Source organism: Collinsella sp. BM28, from assembly GCF_054551995.1.
Map to the genome: position 1 here is coordinate 1,598,569 of NZ_JBTOLJ010000001.1, position 18,660 is coordinate 1,617,228.

Sequence of the window (18,660 nt, forward strand, 5' to 3'; positions counted from 1 at the left end):
TGCGCTACTCCTCGTCGTCCTCATCGTCGCCGAACAGGCCCAGGCGGCTCTCGGTAAGGCCTGCCTTGCCATCGCGCGCGACCACAACAAAACGGGTCACGAGCAGGGCGACCTCGTAAAGCGACAGCATGACCGCGTACATGAAGATCAGCGTCACGGGCGATGCGTCGGGCGTGATGGACGCCGAGACCACGAGCATGATCACATAGACATAGCGCCAGGCCCCACGGAAGCTGGCGTACGGCACGATATGGAATACCGCGAGGTAGAACACAATGAGCGGAAGCTCGAACGATACGCCGAAGCCGATCATGAGCAGCAGCTCGGTGTTGATGAAATCCTCAAGCTGCGGCATGGCGGCGCCGATCGAGCGCGTCTCCTGAAGCAGCCATTCAAAGGCAGCCGGGGCGATGAAGAGGTAGCAAAACACCACGCCGGCAAAGAACAGGGCCGTTGCCACGAGCACGGTAGGCACGACCCACTTGCGCTCGTTGGGACGCAGGGCTGGAAGGAAGAACGCAAGGATCTGCCAGACGATCATGGGCGTGCACATGGCGAGCGCGACCTTGACGGCAATGTTGAACTTGATGGAGAAGCCACCGAGCGACGTCATGACGGAGAGCTGCTCGCCGGGCTGTAGGGACCCGTTGATGGGATCCTTGAGGATATCCACGAGCGTGGGTGCGGCGAAGTACATAAATACCGTGGCGGCGACAACCGACGCCACAACGATGGTGAGACGACGGCGAAGCTCACCAAGATGATCCATGAGCGGCATGCGCGCGGGTCCGATGGGCATTACTGCTCACCTCCCTTCGAAGCGTCGGCGGATGTGGCGGAATCGTCCGCCGCCTCAGTCGCCTCGGCAGCCTTGCGCTTGCGGGGACGGCGGGCGTAGAGGTCCTCGGTAGTCAACGGCGCGGACTCCTCGACCGTCTCCTCCTTGGTCTCGGCCTGGGGCTCCTCGACGGAGGCAGAGGCAGAAGTGGTATCGTCAGAAGTTGCGTCGGCATTCTCTTCGGCTGCCGCTTTGGCAGCCTCCTGCTCCGCGCGCTCCGCAGCCAAACGAGCGCGACGCTCGGCGAAAGTCTCCTTGCGTGCGGGCTCGGTGGCGGAGGCGGGCGCATCGGCGTCTTCGTCGTCATGCGAGGAGGCTGCGGCATCGGACGTCATCGGCTTTTTAGCCGCGGCAGCCATGGGGTCGACCACCTCGGTCTGCACGACGGCGGTCAGCTTCTCCTGCGTTTCGCGGAACTGACGCAGCGCACGGCCGATGGTGTGACCCATCTGCGGCAATTTATCGGGTCCAAACAGCAAAAAGCCGAAGACCAGAATGATCACGAACTCGGTTGAGCCGATTCCTAACACGGGATACCTCCCAGGGCAGTCGAATGGCCGACGCGCCAAACCGCGCGCCGGCGAGTGTCGGCAATTTTTTAAGTATACCCCCGCACGATGAACGGACCTTGCAGAACGCAAGGTCCGTTCAATCGCTTACACAGCGCTGATGTCGATGTCCTTGTCTACGCCGAGCAACTGCACAACGCGCACGACATTGGGCTGGGCTCCCGTGATGGCAAAGGCGCGACCACGCTCGGACGCATGGTGGGCAGCACCCACCAGCACGCCGATGCCGGTCGAATCAATGTACGCGACCTGGGAGAAATCGAGCTCGACGCGATCGGTAGGCTGCTCCAGAGCCAGGTCGATGGCATTGCGGAGCTTGTCGGCATTCGAAATGTCTATCTCGCCTGCCACGGAGACCACGTAGCGCTCAGGGCTCGGGTTGGTGGTAATCATGAGTTCCATATATCACCTTTCATCGCGCGCGGCACCAGGGCACCGCCGCTATTCGTTCAACGCGTCGAGACGCTGCTGGGCATAATCCTTGACGCCATACGTATCATCCTGCTCCGCAGCGTCGATTGCGGCACGATACGCTTTCTTGGCCTTGGCGGTATCCCCGTGCGATTCGTAGAACATGCCGAGGTTCGCCCATGCCGGAGCGAAGGAGTCGTCACGCTCCACCAGGTCTTCCAAATCCGCGATGGCGGCATCGTGGTCGCCCGTGTAGAACACGCAAATCGCGCGATCGACCTCGGCGGACGGAGAGTCAGTCGTCTCGAGGTACTCATCGTAGAGCTCAACTGCCTGGGCAAACAGATCCGCCGCCTGCTGCTGCGCAGATTCGTCCTGGGCATCTTCCATAGCGGCCATGCCCATGTCGAAGTACGTGTTGGCGCGAGAGAGGGTGTCCGTCTCACCTGTCGCGCTCGAACCGTCGACAACTGTGGCGTTACCCTCCTCGTCGACGTCGACCTCGGGATGCCCCTCGGGCATCGACAGCGACGCCTCATCGCTCGCGTCATCGGAAGCACTCACGGACTGCCCGGCATTCGCGCTCAGCTCCGCTATGGTCGCCGAGGTGCCGATCAGATAGCCGATCACCACGCCCAAGACAAGCGAGATGCCCGCAATGGCCAAGACCATCCAAAACGGAGGAGCCTGTCGGGTGGGGACAGCAGATGCCGAAGCGGCCTTGCGATTGGAGCCGGCTTCCGTTCTCGGCTCATGCTCGGGCTCGGAGGCCTGCTCGGATCCGCCGTCCCGGCCAGACTCTTCAGCAGGCTCTCCGGCAGATGCAGCGTTCGCGCCCTCGAGCGTCTCCCCTGCATCCATCAGCTCCTGCTCGTCATCGAAAAACTCGTCAAAGGACTCGCTCATCTAGGCGCGCTCCTCGCTCGCCAACTCGGCACTCACCAGCTTGACCGCGAGTACCAACACGTCGAGCGCGGCGGAGAGCTCATCGACGCTCGGATAGCTCGGCGCAATGCGGATGTTCGTGTCGAGCGGGTCCTTGCCATAGGGCCAAGTGGCGCCCGCCGGCGTCATGGTGACGCCCAGCTCCTTGCAAAGGGCACCCACGCGCTTGGCGGAGCCCTCGGGGCCGTCGAAGCTCACGAAGTACCCGCCGTTGGGGTGAGTCCACGTGGCGCAACCAGTACCCGCTAGCCCCTCCTCGAGCTTGCGCTCAACGCACTCAAAGCGTGGACGCAGGAACTCCGCGTGCTTGGCCATGTGCTCGCGCACGGCGTCGAGCGTGGGCAAAAAGCGCACGTGCATGAGCTGGTTGAGCTTGTTGGCGGAGATCAGGCCGACCTTGAGGGTGCTGGCGACCTCCGCGACGTTCGAGGGCGAGGAGCCGAAAAACGCGATGCCCGCGCCGGGGAACGTGATCTTGGACGTGGATGCGACGGCGAGAATGCGATCCTCGTTGCCCGCCTCGCGTGCGAAGTCGAAGATGTTCGCGAGCTTCTCGGGCTCCTCGGCAAAATCATGCACGGCGTAGGCGTCGTCCCACACGATGCGGAAGTCGGGGGCGGCACACTCCATGGTGGCGAGACGGCGGACCGTCTCATCGGAGTAGGTCACACCCGTGGGGTTGGAATACTTGGGGACGCAGAACATGCCCTTGATGGAGGGATCCGAAGCGACGAGGCGCTCGACCTCGTCCATGTCGGGGCCGGTCTCGGTCATACGGACCGGGATGTTCTCGATGCCGAGGTCCTCGGTGAGGCCGAAGTGACGGTCGTAACCGGGCGCGGGGCACAGCCACTTCACGCCCTCGAGCTTGTGCCACGGGGTGTGACCGGGCACGCCCTTCTCCCAATAATGGACGATGACGTCCTGCATGATGTTGAGGCTGGAGGAGCCGAGGACGATGGTCTGCTCGGCGGGAACGCCCAAAAACTCGCCGGCGAGCTTGCGCGCAGACGGGATGCCCTCGAAACAGCCGTAATTGGAGCAGTCGACGCCCTCGTCGGTGAGGTCCGCCGTGGAGCTCAGGAGGTCGAGCATGGGGCGGGAGATGTCCACCTGCGCGGGCGACGGTTTGCCGCGCGCCATGTCGAGCTTAAGCCCGCGTGCCTTGACCTCGGCGACCTGGGCCTTGAGATCCACAAGGGCATCGGCCAGTTCGGCATCGCTCATCTTTTGGTACTTCGTCTGCATGTCGGCCCCTTTCTTGGAGGCGTAAGGGTGCGGGAGCCGCAGGAATCGTCCTGCGCTGCGGCCATGTGCAATCACGCCGCTTTGCTTCGAAACAGTATACGTGGTTTGCCAGCCGTATGGCGCACTCCACACGATGCTTAAAATGAAGTCGACCCCCTTTGCGAGCATGACTCTGCCCGCGGAGATGTATCGACAAACGCCCCTTCACACTTCCCCAACAGACCCGCCACAGAAGCGCCATGGTAAACGGTCGATTTCTTAAGGCGTGCGTAAGGCTGGCCAGTCGCCATGCAGTGCGTTATATTTCATTTTTCTCCGCTGAGCTGGCCATTCATCAATCTGGCAAAGACTCGTAAGACTTTCTTATGGCAACAAGGAGAAGCTCGCTGGCAATAATGAGGACAGCACCCGGGGCGATGCAGCGATGCCCCGCGTGCTGTATTTGGTGGATGACGAGGAGGTCCGAGCATGCATTCTTCCAACGATGCCAAGCTGACCCGGACGCACCGGTCGCAGCACACATGTGCAAGTCTTTTCTCCTTCCCCCCGACACAGAGAAAGGGCCTCCTCGGTCCCACCGCCCTCAAGCGCTCGAGTGACCAGACCGCGAATCTCGAACAGTCGTTTCGCAACTTGCTCTTTGCGCTCAACATGGCACCCATGCAGCAGTACACAGCCTAAGAACACCACCAATACAGCGACTCGCCAAAAGGGCCTCGGGTATCGAGGCCCTTTTGGTGTACATTTCGGATATCGTCATATCTGAAGGGGTACGGCAATGGGTGCGTATCTTGGCGTGGATATCGGTGGGACCAGCGTGAAATGGGCGCTCGTCGACGATGACTTCAACATGATCGACCGGGGAGACACGCCGACCGCGTTTTCCTCAAGCGAAGAGGTCGTCCGGGCAATCTGCGACATCGCGCAGACGCATGCCGGAGCATTCGCGGCAGTAGGCGTGAGCGCTCCGGGCCTTATCTTCGAAGAGGACCCCGACGGCACCATCTACCACGGCGGCGCGCTCACCTACATGCAATGCGTCCTCGACCCCGATGTGTTCGCCATCGCCGGCGGCATCAGCTGCCACGACGTTCTCATCGAGGCGATCGAGGAAGCGCTCGTCGAGCAGCGCAGGGCGTATACGGGCCCGCTCGACGCCATGCCCCTCCCCCGCGTCACCCGCACGACGCTCGGAAACGACGCCAACCTCTACGGCGCCGTACAGGAGGCCCGCAAGCTGCTGGGGTAGCCGGCTTTCAACCCGTGAAAGACACCTCGAATCGTGACAAAAGAGGGCGGCCCGAAAGCCGCCCTCCCTCTGCGGATGTCGATTTGATTCGCGGAATGCGCGTGTTTGATTAGGCGCGGCCCACGGAACCGAGGTTCTCCATGCGGATCTTGACGATCTTGGTGATCTCCTCGGCACCGGCCTTGCCCGGGTTCTTGGGATCGAAGTTGTTGGGATTCTCAGCCATGTAGGCCATGTAGCCCTTGGTGTAGGCCTGGCGCAGCTCGGTGGCGTAGTTCACCTTGCAGATGCCGTTCTTGACGGCCTCGGCGACCTGCTCGTCCGGCACGCCGGAGGTGCCATGAAGGACCAGCGGCACGTCGACGGCGGCGCGGATGGCCTTGACGACGTCCTGGTCGATGTGGGGCTCCTCGGTGTAGACGCCGTGCGCGGTGCCCACGCCGATGGCGAGGGAGGTGCAGCCGGTGCGCTCGACGAACTCCTTGGCCTCGACCGGGTCGGTGTAGGGGGACTCGCCCTCGACCTCGACGTCGTCCTCCTTGCCGCCGACCTTGCCGAGCTCGGCCTCGACCGGAACGCCCATGGCGGCACCGGCGTCGGCAACGAGCTTGGTGAGGGCGATGTTGTCCTCGAAGGACTCGTGGGAGCCGTCGATCATGACGGAGGTGTAGCCGGTGCGGAGAGCCTTCATGCAGCGATCGTAGCCATCGCCGTGGTCGAGGTGCAGGGCCACGGGCACGGAGGCGCGCTCAGCGGCGGCCTTGACCATGCCGTAGAAGTAATCGAGGCCGGTCTTCTTGATGGTGCCGGACGTGGTCTGCATGATGACGGGGGACTTCGTCTCCTCGGCGGCGGCCAGGACGGCCATGACGAACTCGAGGTTCTCGACGTTGAAGGCGCCGACGGCGTAGTGGTTCTTCTGCGCGTCGAGCAGCATCTCCTTGGTGGTTACGAGCATGAGCGATCGCTCCCTTCTCCACGGGCGGGATGGCCCCCGCGCCGCTTGGCAATTCGCCGGCCCCATCGCCGACGTACTTGATGCCCCTATTGTACGAAACTGCACCGTGCACGTGCCCGCTGCATCGCTCTGTCCGCACGGGATGTTGATGGGTATTGGCAAGAAAACACAACACGCGGTCCCTGATGGCGAGATGTGAGATTGCCTCCGCACCCCTTCCCCCACTTGCGTTCATGACAAAACGAAAGAGATGGAAACTTCTTTTGCTTCTTTAAAAGAAAATATAAGAAAATGGAATCTGCACAATTCGTACACGATTCCCTAAGGGGGCACCTATGTCCGCCACAGCCTCACGCACCTTCGCCGAGGAACGGCGCGCCGCCATCATGGACATGCTCGAGCGGACCTCGTCGGTGCAGGTCGCCGATATCGCCGAGACCTTCGGCGTCTCATCGGTCACCGCGCGCGCGGATCTCGACGCCCTGGCCAGCGCGGGCAAGCTGCGCCGAACCCACGGCGGCGCCGTCTCGCTTCACAAGAGGCTGACCGCTTCCGTGCAGGACCAGCGGATCAACGTCAACGTCGAGGCGAAGCAGGCCATCGCCCGCACCGCAATAGGGCTGGTGCACGACGGCGACACGGTGTTCGTCGACTCCGGAACCACCGCGCTCGAGTTCGTCCGCATGCTCGACATCCGCAGCGGCGTCACGGTCATAACCGCGGACATCACCATCGCCGACTTCATCGACGAGAGCCTGCCCGGCGTCACGGTCATCATGCTCGGCGGAGAGCTGCGCCAAGGGCACCGTTACCTTTTCGGGCCACTCACCATGGCCGCCCTCGGCACGCTGCACGCCGATCTTTCCATCATCTGCCCAGGGGCGTTCGTGGCCAACCGCGGGTTCATGACGGACTTTCCGCAAATGGCAGAGATCAAGACGGCGGCCACGGGGGTCGCCTCGCGCAGCGTCGCCCTCATGGACGCCAGCAAACTCAATGCGCGCGGCACCTACTGCTTCGCCCCACTCGATGCGGTGGACCACATCGTCATAGACAAAGATGGAGAGGGCGCCCTTGCGGACGCCCTCGGCGCTCTGCCCGAAGGCGCCAAGCGCCCTCAGCTTTTAATTGCCGACCAATAGTCGGGATCCGCGGCGGCATAAAACGCAAAGGTGGTAGCACAGCTCGATAAAACTTCCGAAATTCGTGAAGTTTTGTCGAGTTGTGCTACCAAATCAACCCGGCACCAATCAGGAGCGGGTTCCCACAGTGCCCGAGGTTGCCGCGAAAGAAGAGGGCGCACGCCTTGCGTGCGGCGCCCGACGATTGAACGGCAAGATCGGTCCCGCAAAGCCGCGCGGGTTTCCCAGGCGCCGCAGATTCGCCCGAGGGCGAGGGCGCGGTGTACGAAGGTACACAAGCTATCGCACTCGGGCGAAGGTGCGGTGCCTGGGGAAGCCGCCTAGAGCTCGGTGACCTCGACGGCGTTGTAAACTTCGTCCCAGCGCTCGATGACCAGGTGGCCGGTCTGCGGGTCCATGGCGTTCAGCTTGCCGCAGGTGTTGGCCGTCTTGAGCACGGTCACGTCGTCGGCGCCGGCGGCGATGGCGTGCGCGAAGCCGGCAATGGTGGAGTCGCCGGAGCCGGTGGCGTTCACGGCCGGGATCGGCGGGGTGACGGCGCGGTAGATCTTGTCGCCGTGGAAGGCGAAGGAGCCCGCGGCGCCCATGGACACGACGACCCACGGGATGCCGGCGAAGCGGGCGTCGGCCTTGAGCGCGGCGGCCAGGTCAGCCACCTGCTCGGGCGTGTACGACGTGCCGAGCAGCGCGTTGATCTCGGTGAGGTTGGGCTTGACGAGCGTGGGCTTGACCTCGGCCTCGAGGGCGGCGTCGAGAGAGGCGCCGGAGGTGTCGAGCAGCACCGGGACGCCGTGCTCGGCGGCCTGGGCGACCATGCCGGCGTAGAAGTCCGCGGGGACGCCCTTGGGCAGGGAGCCGGAGATGGTCACGCAGTCGGCCTTGGCGACGAGCTCGGCGAACTTGGCGGAGAAGGCAGCGAGCTCCTCAGGCGAGATCTCGGGGCCGCTCTCGAGCAGCTCGGTCTGATTGCCCTCATGCAGGATGTTCAGGCAGATGCGGGTCTCGCCGGCGATGGGCGTGAAGTCGTGCTTGATGCCGTCGGCATCCATGAGGGAGCCCATGTAGGCGCCCATGTGGCCACCGAGCAGGCCGGTCGCCACGACGTCATCGCCGAGCTGGCACAGGACGCGGCTCACGTTCAGGCCCTTGCCGCCCGCGGTCTTCTTGGGGGAGACGCGGTTGACGTCGTCGATGACCAGCTTGTCGAGCTGATACGCGGTGTCGATTGCGGGGTTCATGGTTACGGTCAGAATCATGTTCACTCCTTTTCTCGGGGCCTTGTCGAAAGACCCGGTTCAACACGATGCAAAACGGGCGGGTGCGACGGCTGTCGCGCTCCGGGAACCCTGCATGTAGGCACTCCCGAGCGCGTCATCGCAAACGCTAGAGGATCTCGATGGAGAAGGCGCGGGTGACGGTCTCGCCCGGCTTGGCGACGATGCAGCCTCGCTTCTCCTCGAACACGTCGCCCTCATCGGAGCAGGTGGACAAGCCGCCCCACGGCTCGATGGCGACGAAATCGCCCTCGGGCTTGCTCCAGATGATGAGATACGGGAAGTCGGGGAAGGACACGCGCAGGCCCTTCTCCTCCCCCTTCTTGACGAGCTCGACCGTGCGGCTCTCGAGAACGTCGAAGATGGTCTCGGCGAAGTCGAAGAGCTCGTGGGTGAGCGGGAGCGTCCGGCCGACCATGGGGTTGTCGCTGCGGTTCTCCACGTCGATCAGACCGGTCGAGGGGACCGCCGTGCACAGCGAAGCCGCCTCGTCGGCATCGAAGCGCAGCTCGTAATCGGAATAGGCCTCGCCCTCATCGAGCGGGCAGGCGAACCCGGGGTGGCCGCCGATGAAGAACGGCATGTCCTCATCGCCCTCGTTGGTCACCTCGTAGCTCACGTCGAGGCGGGCGCCGTCGATCGCGTAGCGGGCGGTGAGGGTGAAGGGGAACGGGAACTGCTCGAGCAGCTCGGGGCGCTCGGCACTCGAGAGCTTGAACGCGATCTGGCCCTCGCCCTGCCCCGCGAGCTCCCACTCCTGCTTGCGGGCGAAACCGTGGCGACCGAGCTTGACCTGCTTGCCCGAGCGGGTCTGCGCGCTGTCGCCGCGCAGGCCGCCGCAGATGGGGAAGCACACGGGAGCCTGCCCGCTCCACACCGCGGGGTCGCCCTGCCACAGATACTCACGCCCCTGCGAGAACAGGGAAGTGAACGACCCACCCGCGGTGGTAAAGCCCACACGCAGGGTGCCGTTATCCAATACGAAGTCGGCCATGGCCCTCTCCTCTCCGCACGACGTAGCGTGCGAAAACAAAGAAATACGTGCAAATGCATGCAGCTCGATTGTACCGCGCCGGCGACCCCGCCCGCCTTCGCCCTCGACGCCGAATGCGGGTAAGCGGCGGGGCAAAGCAAACCAAAGCAAAGCCCGCGCCCCCTGACGGGACGCGGGCGATGGGAGCCTCGATGCCGACGGCGGGGCGAGGGGCACCCGCCGCCGTTCGCGGGGACCGGCTAGTCGTGATACTCGCCGCGGTCCCACTTCTCGATGAACTCGTCGAAGAAATGCGGGTCGGCCTGGGCCTCGGCGTCGGCCTTGTTCACGGCGTCGATCTTGGCCACGAGGGCGTCACGCTCGGGGGTCGGCTCGTACTCGGCCTCGAGGAACGCGAGCATGATGTCGGCCATGAGGAACTCACCGGTGATCTTGCCGCCGAAGCCGACCACGTTGGCGTTGAGCTCGCGGCGGGCGTACAGGGCGCTCGTCATGTCGCGGACCAGGGCGCAGCGGGCGCCGGGAACCTTGTTCACAGAGTTGGTGATGCCGATGCCGGTGCCGCAGAGGACCACGCCGAGATCGGCCTTGCCGGAGGCCACGGCCTCGCCCACGGCCTTGCCGTAGATCGGGTAGTGCGTGCGGGTGTGGCTGTAGGTGCCGCAGTCGAGAACCTCATAGCCGGCCTCCTCCAGGCGGTCGTGCAGGTAGGTCTTCTCATCGGTGACGATGTGGTCGCAGCCGAGTGCGATGATCTTCTTGGTCATGATTCGTTCCCCTTAGGCCATCTTGTTGAGCATGTCGACGCGGATCTGGTGACGACCGGCGGCGTAATCGGCCTTGAGGAACTCGCGAGCGATCTTCTTGGCGACCTCGGAGCCCACCACGGCGGATCCCAGGCAGACGATGCGGGAGTTGTTGTGCTCGCGCGTCATGTAGGCGCTGCGCTCATCGGAGATGTTGGCGGCGACCATGCCCTTCACGCGGGTGGCGGCCATGTAGCTGCCCACGCCGTACGCGTCGAAGCAGAGGCCCTGCGAGCCCTCGTTGGCCAGCAGGTCGGCGGCGACGGCGGTGGCGGAATCCACGAAATCGGCCGCCGGGGTCTCGGACAGGTCCACGACCTCGTGGCCGTCCTCGAGCAGCGTCTCCTTGACGAGTTCCTTGAGCGGCATGCCCGCCGCGTCAGAACCGATGACAACCCTCATGTTGCCCTCCCTTTGTATCTTTGGCACGCCCTTGCGCGCCCTGTGACCTTGTTCACAGTTATCAACATAAGCAAACATCTTCAAACATGCAAGAACGTTTTCGAACGTACGCAGATCCCGTCTTACCTGGCAATGTCTCACGTGCTCATACCGTTTATCGTCGTTTTCCTACCGCTCGCTCTGTCCTGGAAAATGTTGATTTGTTTGCTTTTGTTGAGATGGTACGGTTTATTCCGCCCGGTTGTATTGGCTCTTATTTTTTTACACCAAAATGAGCACGTGCTCATTGTGAATGGAGGGACTATGGCAACCAAAGAGGAAATCTCCATGATCGGATTCGAGATCGTCGCGTACGCCGGCGATGCCCAGACGGATCTGATCGCCGCCTGCGAAAAGGCCCGCGAGGGCGATATCGAGGAGGCGCGCCGGCTTCAGGCGTCGGCGCACCAGGCGCTCATCGACGCTCACGACGTGCAGACCCGACTGCTCTCCCAAGAGGCGGGCGGCGGCGAGATGGACGTCACGTTCATCATGGTCCACGCACAGGACACGCTCATGACCACCATGATGCTCGAGAAGCAGGCGACGTTCACCATCGATGCATATGAGCGCCTCGCCGCGCTCGAGGCGAGGCACGCCTAAGCGCGCCTCGCGACCGTGGAGCGCTCGATGATCTCGCCGGGCAGGCGGATCGCGTCGACGCTCCCCTCCCCCGACACCTGCGCGAAGAACTGATCGAAGGTCCTGCGACCCCGCTCGCGCAGGTCGAATCGAACCGTGGTGAGGGTGTTGTGCGGCACCATGCCCTGCAGGGAGTCGTCGACACCCACCACGCTCACATCCTCCGGGACGCGCCTGCCGTGGATGCGCAGCGCCGTCATGGCGCCCATCGCCATCTGGTCGTTCGCGACGTACAGCGCCGTCATCTCCTCGTCCCGGGCGAGCTTCGCCCCGAGCTCGTAGCCGCTGTCCGCGGTCCAATCGCCGCGCAGGGGCTCGACCGCCTCCAGGCCCGCCGTATCCAGCGCATCGCGCCAGCCCTGCAGGCGGAAGTCCGCTGTGATGGAACCCGCGGGGCCCGCGAGATGCCTGATATGCCGATGCCCGCGCTCGCGGAGGTAATCTACGACCATCGTGGAGCAGCCGTATTGATCGGAGTCGATCGTGGTGCAGCGCGGATGCTCCTTCATCGAGATGATGATGGTCGGCAGCCCCTGCACGGGCTCGAATTCCTCGAAATCCTCCACGGCCCTGTTCGTGTTGAAGACCATGCCGTCGACGGGCAGCTCCGCCAGGCGGCGCGCGACGTCGCGCAGGCGCACCGGCCCGCCCTCATCGAACTCGACGAGCGTCACGGCGTACTTGCAGTCGCGCGCCGCGGAGACGATGCCGTCGAGTGTGGCGACGTTGCCGGCGCGGGTGATGTCGAACATGCACAGGCCGATGCACCCGTACTTGCCCCCGCGCAGGGACCTTCCGGCGAAACTCGGGTAGAAGCCGAGCTCGTCCATGGCGTCCATGACCCGCTTGCGCGTCTCCTCGACGACGCACGACTGGCCGTTGACCACGCGCGAGACCGTCTGGCGGGACACCCCGGCGAGCCGGGCGACATCTGCCATGGAGACCGCGCGACCGCTGCGCGCACCCGTCGCGGCGGCGCCGTCGCTGCTTGTTACCGGCTCACTCACTCCTGTGGACCCCTCTCGGCGTACATTTGCTGCATTGCGCCCACTGTACCATCATCCCCGCGCCGCGGCCAACCGCCACGTCGCGCCTAAAATCACCCAAAATGGCCGCTCGCCGAGCGGAATCGACCGTCCACGGGCTTAGAAACGGTCGATTCGCCCCCTCCCTTCGCGGTATGTTAACGTGCTCATTGTCAGTATGGGCACGTGCTCATTGCGGCGAGACAACCGGGCCCGCATCGCCGCACGAGATACCGCCCGTCACGTGCAACCCTCGTATGGAGGATCAATGGACAAGCTCATCACGCTCATCGAGAGGGGCAAACCCTTCTTCAACGCCATCGCGCGCAACAAGTACCTCAAGGCGATCCGCGACGGCTTCATCTCCATCATGCCGATTATCATCGTGTCGAGCATCTTCCTGCTCGTCGCCGCCGTCCCCAACGTCTGGGGATTCTACTGGCCCACCGAGGTCAACGACGTCCTGATGAAGGCCTACAACTACTCGATGGGCATCGTCGCCCTCTGCGCCGCGGCGACCACAGCCAAGCACTTCTGCGACGCCCAGAACCGCGACCTGCCCAAGGGCAACCAGATCAACTTCATCTCCGTCATGATCGCCTCGGTCATCGGCTTCCTGCTGCTCTCGAGCGACGCCATCTCCCTCACGCGGGACGGGGTGACGATATCAGGGCTCGCGAACGGCTTCCTCGGGTCCAAGGGTCTGCTCACCGCCTTCATCGCGGCGTTCACCACGGGCATCGTCTACAAGTTCTTCGTGAGCCGCGACATCACCATCAAGATGCCCGAGCAGGTGCCGCCCAACATCTCGCAGACCTTCAAGGACATCCTTCCCTTCTCCGCCTGCCTCGCGCTGTTCTGGGCGTTCGACTTCGCCTTCCGCAGCGTCTTCGGCTTCTGCTTCGCACAGGGCGTCATCCAGGTGTTCCAGCCCCTGTTCACCGCCGCCGACGGCTACCTCGGCCTCGCCCTCATCTACGGCGCCATGTCCCTGTTCTGGTTCGTGGGCGTTCACGGCCCCTCCATCGTCGAGCCGGCGATCTCGGTCGCCCTCGTCTCGAACCTCGAGCTCAACATGGCCATGTACCAGGCGGGCGAGCACGCGACAGCCGTCCTCACCAAGCCCGTCCAGGACTTCGTCGTCGCCATGGGCGGCACGGGCGCGACGCTCGTCATCTGCTTCATGTTCGCGTTCCTCGCGAAGTCCAGGGAGATGCGCGCTGTCGGCCGCGCCTCCGCCGTGCCCGTCTGCTTCGGGGTCAACGAGCCCTTCCTGTTCGGCGCGCCGCTCGTACTCAACCCCATCTTCTTCGTGCCCTTCATCGTCGCCCCCATCGCCAACATCTGGACCACAAAGTTCTTCATCGACGTGCTCGGCATGAACGGCTTCATGTTCAGCCTGCCCTGGACTACGCCCGCACCCCTGGGAATCGCCATGGGCCTCGGCCTCCAACCGCTCGCGTTCCTGCTCATACCCGTCCTGCTCGCGCTCGACTTCGTCATCTACTACCCCTTCTTCAAGGTCTACGACAGCCAGAAGTGCGCCGAGGAGGCGGAGGTCGAGGAGGCGGAGCTCGCCAAGCGCGCAGCGAGGAAGCAGGCAGCCATGACCGACGCGTTCCAGGGCAAGGTCGACAACGCAAGCGTCGCCAGCGGTGCCGTCGCCGAGGCCGCGGCGTCCATGGCGGCCGAGAAGCGCCGCGCCCGCGGCGAGAAGCCCGCAGCGGAGGCCGAGGAGGGGCGCGATGACCGGTTCGCCGGCCTGAACGGGCGCCGCGTCCTCGTGCTCTGCCAGGGAGGCGGTACCTCGGGGCTCCTCGCCAACGCGCTCGCCCGCGCCGCGCGCGACCACGGCATCGAACTCGAGACCGCGGCGGACGCCTACGGCAGCCATATTGACATCATGCCCGACTTCGACCTCGTGATCCTCGCCCCCCAGGCGGCGTCGTACTTCGATGACCTCAAGGCCGATGCCGAGCGCATGGGCGTCGCCTGCTGCGTCACCCGCGGCAAGCAGTACATCGACCTCACCCGCGACGGCGAGGCGTCGCTCGCCTTCGTCGCCGAACAGCTCGACCTGTAGCACCAAACCCAACCACCCGACTGGAGGACATCCATGAACGATCAGATTCCCGCCCAGGAGCTCGCAGCACAGGGGCGTTTCCCCGCCGACTTCGTCTTTGGAGGGGCGACCGCCGCATACCAGGTGGAGGGCGCCTGCCGAAGCCACGGGAAGGGCAAGGTTGCATGGGACGACTACCTCGCCGAGCAGGGGCGCTTCTCCCCCGAACCGGCCTGTGACTTCTACAACCGCTACGATGACGACCTCGAGCTTTCCGAGCGCTTCGGCATGAACGGTATACGCGTATCGATCGCCTGGAGCCGCATCTTCCCCGAGGGCGGCACGGGCGAGCCCAACCCCGAGGGCGTCGCGTTCTACCACGACCTCTTCGCCAGCTGCCATGCGCACGGCGTCGAGCCCTACGTGACGCTCCACCACTTCGATTCCCCCGCCGCCCTGTACACGAACGGAGATTTCCTCAACCCCGAGACGATCGATGCGTTCGAGGCGTACGCCCGCTTCTGTTTCGATGAATACGGCGACGAGGTGACGCACTGGTTCACCTTCAACGAGATCGCCGCCGCCACGATCAACCGGTACGTGGAAGGGACATGGCCCCTGGGCAAGCGGGTCTGCCTCCACGAGTGCCTGCAGGCGCAGCACAACACGATGCTCGCGCACGCCCGCGCCGTGCTCGCCTTCAAGCGCGGGGGGCACCGGGGCTCCATCGGCGTCATCCACGCGCTCGAATACAAGTACCCGTACGATCCGAACGATGCGGCCGACATCGCCGCCGCCGCCAACGACGACGTGCTGCAGAACCGCCTGCTGCTCGACGCGACCTTCCGGGGCGACTACGCGCCCGGGACCATGGCGATCATCGAGCGCCTCTGCGCCGCGTCCGGCGGCTCCGTGACGTTTCCCGAGAGTGACCTCGCCATCATGCGCGAGGCCGCCCGACTCAACGACTGCCTCGGTATCAACTACTACCAGAGCCGCTTCCTCAAGGCCTATGACGGCGAAAGCGACTTGCACCACAACGGCACAGGTGACAAGGGCACCGGCCGCTGGCGCGTCGCCGGCGTGGGCGAGCGCGCGCTGCGCCCCGGCATCCCCACCACGGATTGGGACTGGATCATCTACCCCAAGGGGCTCTTCGACCTCATGATGGACATCGCGCTCCGCTATCCCAACTACAAGGAGCTCCTCATCACCGAGAACGGCATGGGGCGCAAGGACGAGCTCGTCGACGGCACGGTGGACGACGCCGAGCGCATCGAGTACGTCGAGGACCATCTGCGCTGGGCCCTCAAGGCCGTCGAGTGCGGCGTGAACGTCACCGGTTACTTCATGTGGAGCCTGCAGGATCAGTTCTCCTGGACCAACGGGTACAACAAGCGCTACGGGTTCTTCCACGTCGACTTCGAGACGCAGCGGCGCACGCCCAAGGCGAGCGCGTACTGGTTCAAACGTGTCGCCGAGACCGGACGCTTGGCGTAAAGCGACAGCTCAGTATCCACCCAAACCGTCGTCGGCAATGCAGCAGGAGGCCGAGCGCGGCACCGGGCCAAGCGCCCCAGTCGGCGTGAAACCGCGACCAAAACCGATTGGATGGAGCATCCCCGCGCCACGATACGCCATGGCGCATCACCAATGTGAAAAAGCATGGGTTTGAAACGACGTCTCCCGTTTCAAACCCATGATAAATCACATTATCAAGCCCTTTTATGTGAGGAACCATAGGTTTGAAACGAAGCGTTGATTTCAAACCTATGGTTCCTCACATTGCGGAGACCGCAAGCGGACAGACTGCGGACTGACGGAAGTCGGAACAGGCCACCTGCGACGGCTAGCCTGCTACTTGAGCGCCGCCTCGAGCGCCTTCTCCGCACGCGCGTAATAGTCCTTCGCGCGGCCCTGCTCGCCGCGGTTCTCATATTGGAGCGCGAGAAGCTGGTACAGACGCGCCTGCTCGACCTTCGGGGCGTCCTTCACCGCGCGCTCCATCTCCTCGATGTAGGCCGACGAGCCGCACAGGAAGATCTCGAAGGTCTCGCGGCTGGCGCGTGCCACATCGTCGCCGCCGTTCGCCTCGAGGATGGTGAGCATGCGCCGGGCCTTCTCCTTGTCCTCGACCTCGACGTAGAAGCTGAACGCCTTGATGGCGAGCGCCAGCTGCTGCTGCTTGTTCATGCGAAGCGGCAGCATCTGGTCGAGCACGCGGGCGGTCGCCTCGTCGTCCCCCATCGCCAGGCAGGCGTTGAGGCGCATGAACAGGCGGTTGTACTCCGGGTACAGGATGTTCATCACGGGACGGTCGAGCACGGCAAGGTAGTTGTCGAAATCCTGCTCGGCCATGTAATGCTCGAGCTTCGCGAACGTGGTCCGCTTCTGCACCTCCACGTAGATGAGCGCGGCGAAGGCCGCGATCAGAACGATGATGCCGATCGTCTTCATGTCCATGATGTCCCCCAACGCCCCGCCCCGGACAACCGTGGGGCGGGGCGACTCGTCCCCTGACGGGAATTCTTATCTATCGATGCGCACCGCGCGGGTGCTCGAGCACGAATACGGGCTTGCGGCCCACGACAAGCTTACCATCTTCGACGTAGCCCTCCTCGCGGCCCTCCAACTCGGACACGAGTGCGGCACGGAGCTCCGCGATGCGCTCGGCGCATGCGGGGTCGTCGATGAGGTTGCGCGTCTCGCGCGGGTCGGCATCCAGGTCGAAATACTGCTCGACGCCCGTCTGGGTGAACCAGAGGTACTTGTCGTGGGGCGTCACGATCCACTGGTTGGACTGCTCGGCATCGCGGGCATGCTCTCCGTGCACGTAGGCCCTGTCGAGCGCCGATGCGCCGGAGAGCTCGCCCACCAGCGAGGAGCCCTCGACGCCCTCGGGGATCTCCAGGCCGCACAGGTCGAGCAGGGTGGGCATGAGGTCCATGAGCTCGACGAGGCTCTCGCTCTTGCCGGTCGCGCGGCCGCCGCCCGCCATCTCGATATTCTTGCCAACGTGCACGATGAACGGGATGCGCGCCGAGCCCTCATAGGGCAGAACCTTGCGGAACAGGCCGTGGTCGAACAGCATGTCGCCGTGGTCGGAGCAGAACACGATCACCGTGTCGTTGTAGGTCTCGTCGTTCTCGAGGGCGGTCAGGAGCCTGCCAATCTGGTGGTCCATGTGCGTGATGCACGCGTAGTAGCCGGCGAGCGCCTGACGGCGGAGCTCGGCGTCGCGGCACCCGTGGATGCTGTCGTAGATCATGCCGTCGCGCTCGGTCGCCTCGACGTCATCCCAATCACCGACCGCGGGCTCGCGCAAGTCGGCGTCGCGGTACAGGTCGAAATACGCCTGGGGCGCATCGAACGGCGGATGGGGCCGCACAAAGCTCGTCATGAGGAAGAACGGGCGCGTGCGGTCGCGCGTCTCGAGAAAGCGGATGGACTCGTCGACCACCCAGTTGGTGGGATGGAGGCGCCCCTCATACACCCAGGGATGCGTGATCCAGGAGTTGTTCTCGACTCCGGTCCCGTTGACGTCGGCGAATTCGCCCAGCTCGTTCTTGAGGAATCGCATGTAGTCGTCGGAGACGTTCTGGTGCATCCAATACGGCAGGTTCGCCTTGCGGTAATGGCCGATGTAACCGTCGTGCAGGCGCATGTGTTCGAAGCCGCAGCCCAGACGAGGCGGATGAACGTGCATCTTTCCCACGACCGCGGTCTGGTACCCGCCGTCGCGCATCTCCTCCGCCATCATGTGGTCGTACTCCCAGTCGACGCCGTCGCGGTATCCCACGCGGCCGGTGCCGGCCGGCGTCTTGCCCGTGAGCAGCGTGGCGCGCGCCGGGATGCAGCTGGGGCACGCCGAGTACGCGTTCTCGAACAGCATGCCATGGGCGGCGAGCGTGTCGAGGTACGGCGTCTTCACGTCCGGGTGTCCGTCGATGCCCAGGCAATCGCCGCGCATCTGATCGCACATGATGAGCAACACGTTGGGCCGCTGCTCCTTGTGTGCCATGAGGGCTTCCTCTCTTGACCGAAGCGCCCAAAACG

At 64.2% G+C, this 18,660-nt stretch carries 18 protein-coding genes; 5 read left to right on the top strand and 13 right to left on the bottom strand.

Features of this window, described 5'->3' with window-relative positions; genetic code table 11:
• Positions 1-4 precede the first annotated feature (4 nt).
• The 5 genes from tatC to ACX9NZ_RS07040 form a co-directional block, all read right to left on the bottom strand.
• The gene (gene tatC / locus ACX9NZ_RS07020) at positions 5-799 is read right to left on the bottom strand and encodes a twin-arginine translocase subunit TatC (protein WP_302741296.1); all 795 of its coding nucleotides are present in this window, start codon (positions 797-799) and stop codon (positions 5-7) included.
• Entirely contained in the window at positions 799-1,368 is a 570-nt protein-coding gene (locus ACX9NZ_RS07025; protein ID WP_118652599.1) for a Sec-independent protein translocase subunit TatA/TatB, read from the bottom strand. The genes tatC and ACX9NZ_RS07025 overlap by 1 nt, the downstream gene beginning before the upstream one ends.
• Positions 1,369-1,494: 126 nt before the next feature.
• Positions 1,495-1,809: an STAS domain-containing protein gene (locus ACX9NZ_RS07030; protein ID WP_118652597.1), complete on the bottom strand. Its 315-nt coding sequence runs from the start codon at positions 1,807-1,809 to the stop codon at positions 1,495-1,497.
• A 39-nt stretch (positions 1,810-1,848) separates the two neighbouring features.
• Complete coding sequence (locus ACX9NZ_RS07035) at positions 1,849-2,724, bottom strand: hypothetical protein (protein WP_294122035.1); 876 nt, start codon at positions 2,722-2,724, stop codon at positions 1,849-1,851.
• On the bottom strand, positions 2,725-4,011 hold the full coding sequence (locus ACX9NZ_RS07040; protein WP_294159639.1) for an aminotransferase class I/II-fold pyridoxal phosphate-dependent enzyme: 1,287 nt from the start codon (positions 4,009-4,011) through the stop codon (positions 2,725-2,727). It abuts the gene before it with no gap.
• Positions 4,012-4,789: 778 nt separating this feature from the next.
• On the opposite strand from ACX9NZ_RS07040, the gene ACX9NZ_RS07045 reads away from it, so the two are divergent.
• A complete protein-coding gene (locus ACX9NZ_RS07045; protein WP_294159638.1) occupies positions 4,790-5,260 on the top strand; it encodes an ROK family protein in 471 nt (156 codons plus the stop codon).
• A gap of 109 nt (positions 5,261-5,369) precedes the next feature.
• Here the strand turns inward: ACX9NZ_RS07045 and ACX9NZ_RS07050 are convergent, their stop codons facing one another.
• Positions 5,370-6,218 carry a class II fructose-bisphosphate aldolase gene (locus ACX9NZ_RS07050; protein ID WP_294122037.1) on the bottom strand — a complete coding sequence of 283 codons (849 nt, stop codon included), beginning with the start codon at positions 6,216-6,218 and terminating at the stop codon, positions 5,370-5,372.
• A 335-nt stretch (positions 6,219-6,553) separates the two neighbouring features.
• Here ACX9NZ_RS07050 and ACX9NZ_RS07055 point away from each other — a divergent pair, with 335 nt between their 5' ends.
• On the top strand, positions 6,554-7,360 hold the full coding sequence (locus ACX9NZ_RS07055) for a DeoR/GlpR family DNA-binding transcription regulator (protein ID WP_407496266.1): 807 nt from the start codon (positions 6,554-6,556) through the stop codon (positions 7,358-7,360).
• A 320-nt stretch (positions 7,361-7,680) separates the two neighbouring features.
• Here the strand turns inward: ACX9NZ_RS07055 and ACX9NZ_RS07060 are convergent, their stop codons facing one another.
• The 4 genes from ACX9NZ_RS07060 to lacA form a co-directional block, all read right to left on the bottom strand.
• Positions 7,681-8,616 (bottom strand): hexose kinase, encoded by a 936-nt coding sequence (locus tag ACX9NZ_RS07060; RefSeq protein WP_118652583.1) that lies wholly within the window; start codon positions 8,614-8,616, stop codon positions 7,681-7,683.
• Positions 8,617-8,743: 127 nt separating this feature from the next.
• Positions 8,744-9,628: an aldose 1-epimerase family protein gene (locus ACX9NZ_RS07065; protein WP_407496265.1), complete on the bottom strand. Its 885-nt coding sequence runs from the start codon at positions 9,626-9,628 to the stop codon at positions 8,744-8,746.
• A 239-nt stretch (positions 9,629-9,867) separates the two neighbouring features.
• Positions 9,868-10,395 (bottom strand): galactose-6-phosphate isomerase subunit LacB, encoded by a 528-nt coding sequence (gene lacB / locus ACX9NZ_RS07070; protein WP_152063600.1) that lies wholly within the window; start codon positions 10,393-10,395, stop codon positions 9,868-9,870.
• A 12-nt stretch (positions 10,396-10,407) separates the two neighbouring features.
• Complete coding sequence (gene lacA / locus ACX9NZ_RS07075) at positions 10,408-10,836, bottom strand: galactose-6-phosphate isomerase subunit LacA (RefSeq protein ID WP_294122666.1); 429 nt, start codon at positions 10,834-10,836, stop codon at positions 10,408-10,410.
• A 303-nt stretch (positions 10,837-11,139) separates the two neighbouring features.
• Between lacA and ACX9NZ_RS07080 the strand changes: the two genes are divergently transcribed.
• On the top strand, positions 11,140-11,478 hold the full coding sequence (locus ACX9NZ_RS07080) for a PTS lactose/cellobiose transporter subunit IIA (protein ID WP_294122663.1): 339 nt from the start codon (positions 11,140-11,142) through the stop codon (positions 11,476-11,478).
• On the opposite strand, the gene ACX9NZ_RS07085 is transcribed toward ACX9NZ_RS07080, so the two are convergent.
• Positions 11,475-12,524 carry a LacI family DNA-binding transcriptional regulator gene (locus ACX9NZ_RS07085; RefSeq protein ID WP_407496264.1) on the bottom strand — a complete coding sequence of 350 codons (1,050 nt, stop codon included), beginning with the start codon at positions 12,522-12,524 and terminating at the stop codon, positions 11,475-11,477. The two genes, ACX9NZ_RS07080 and ACX9NZ_RS07085, sit on opposite strands and share 4 nt — an antisense overlap.
• 286 nt (positions 12,525-12,810) lie before the next feature.
• Between ACX9NZ_RS07085 and ACX9NZ_RS07090 the strand changes: the two genes are divergently transcribed.
• Together ACX9NZ_RS07090 and lacG are read left to right on the top strand one after the other, a co-directional pair.
• Positions 12,811-14,625 (top strand): PTS transporter subunit EIIC, encoded by a 1,815-nt coding sequence (locus ACX9NZ_RS07090; RefSeq protein ID WP_407496263.1) that lies wholly within the window; start codon positions 12,811-12,813, stop codon positions 14,623-14,625.
• Positions 14,626-14,658: 33 nt separating this feature from the next.
• A complete protein-coding gene (gene lacG, locus ACX9NZ_RS07095) occupies positions 14,659-16,104 on the top strand; it encodes a 6-phospho-beta-galactosidase (protein WP_294122657.1) in 1,446 nt (481 codons plus the stop codon).
• A 357-nt stretch (positions 16,105-16,461) separates the two neighbouring features.
• On the opposite strand, the gene ACX9NZ_RS07100 is transcribed toward lacG, so the two are convergent.
• Positions 16,462-17,067 (bottom strand): hypothetical protein, encoded by a 606-nt coding sequence (locus tag ACX9NZ_RS07100; RefSeq protein WP_294122652.1) that lies wholly within the window; start codon positions 17,065-17,067, stop codon positions 16,462-16,464.
• A 70-nt stretch (positions 17,068-17,137) separates the two neighbouring features.
• Positions 17,138-18,625, bottom strand: coding sequence for an arylsulfatase (locus ACX9NZ_RS07105; protein ID WP_407496262.1), 1,488 nt, complete (start codon positions 18,623-18,625; stop codon positions 17,138-17,140).
• Positions 18,626-18,660 lie beyond the last annotated feature (35 nt).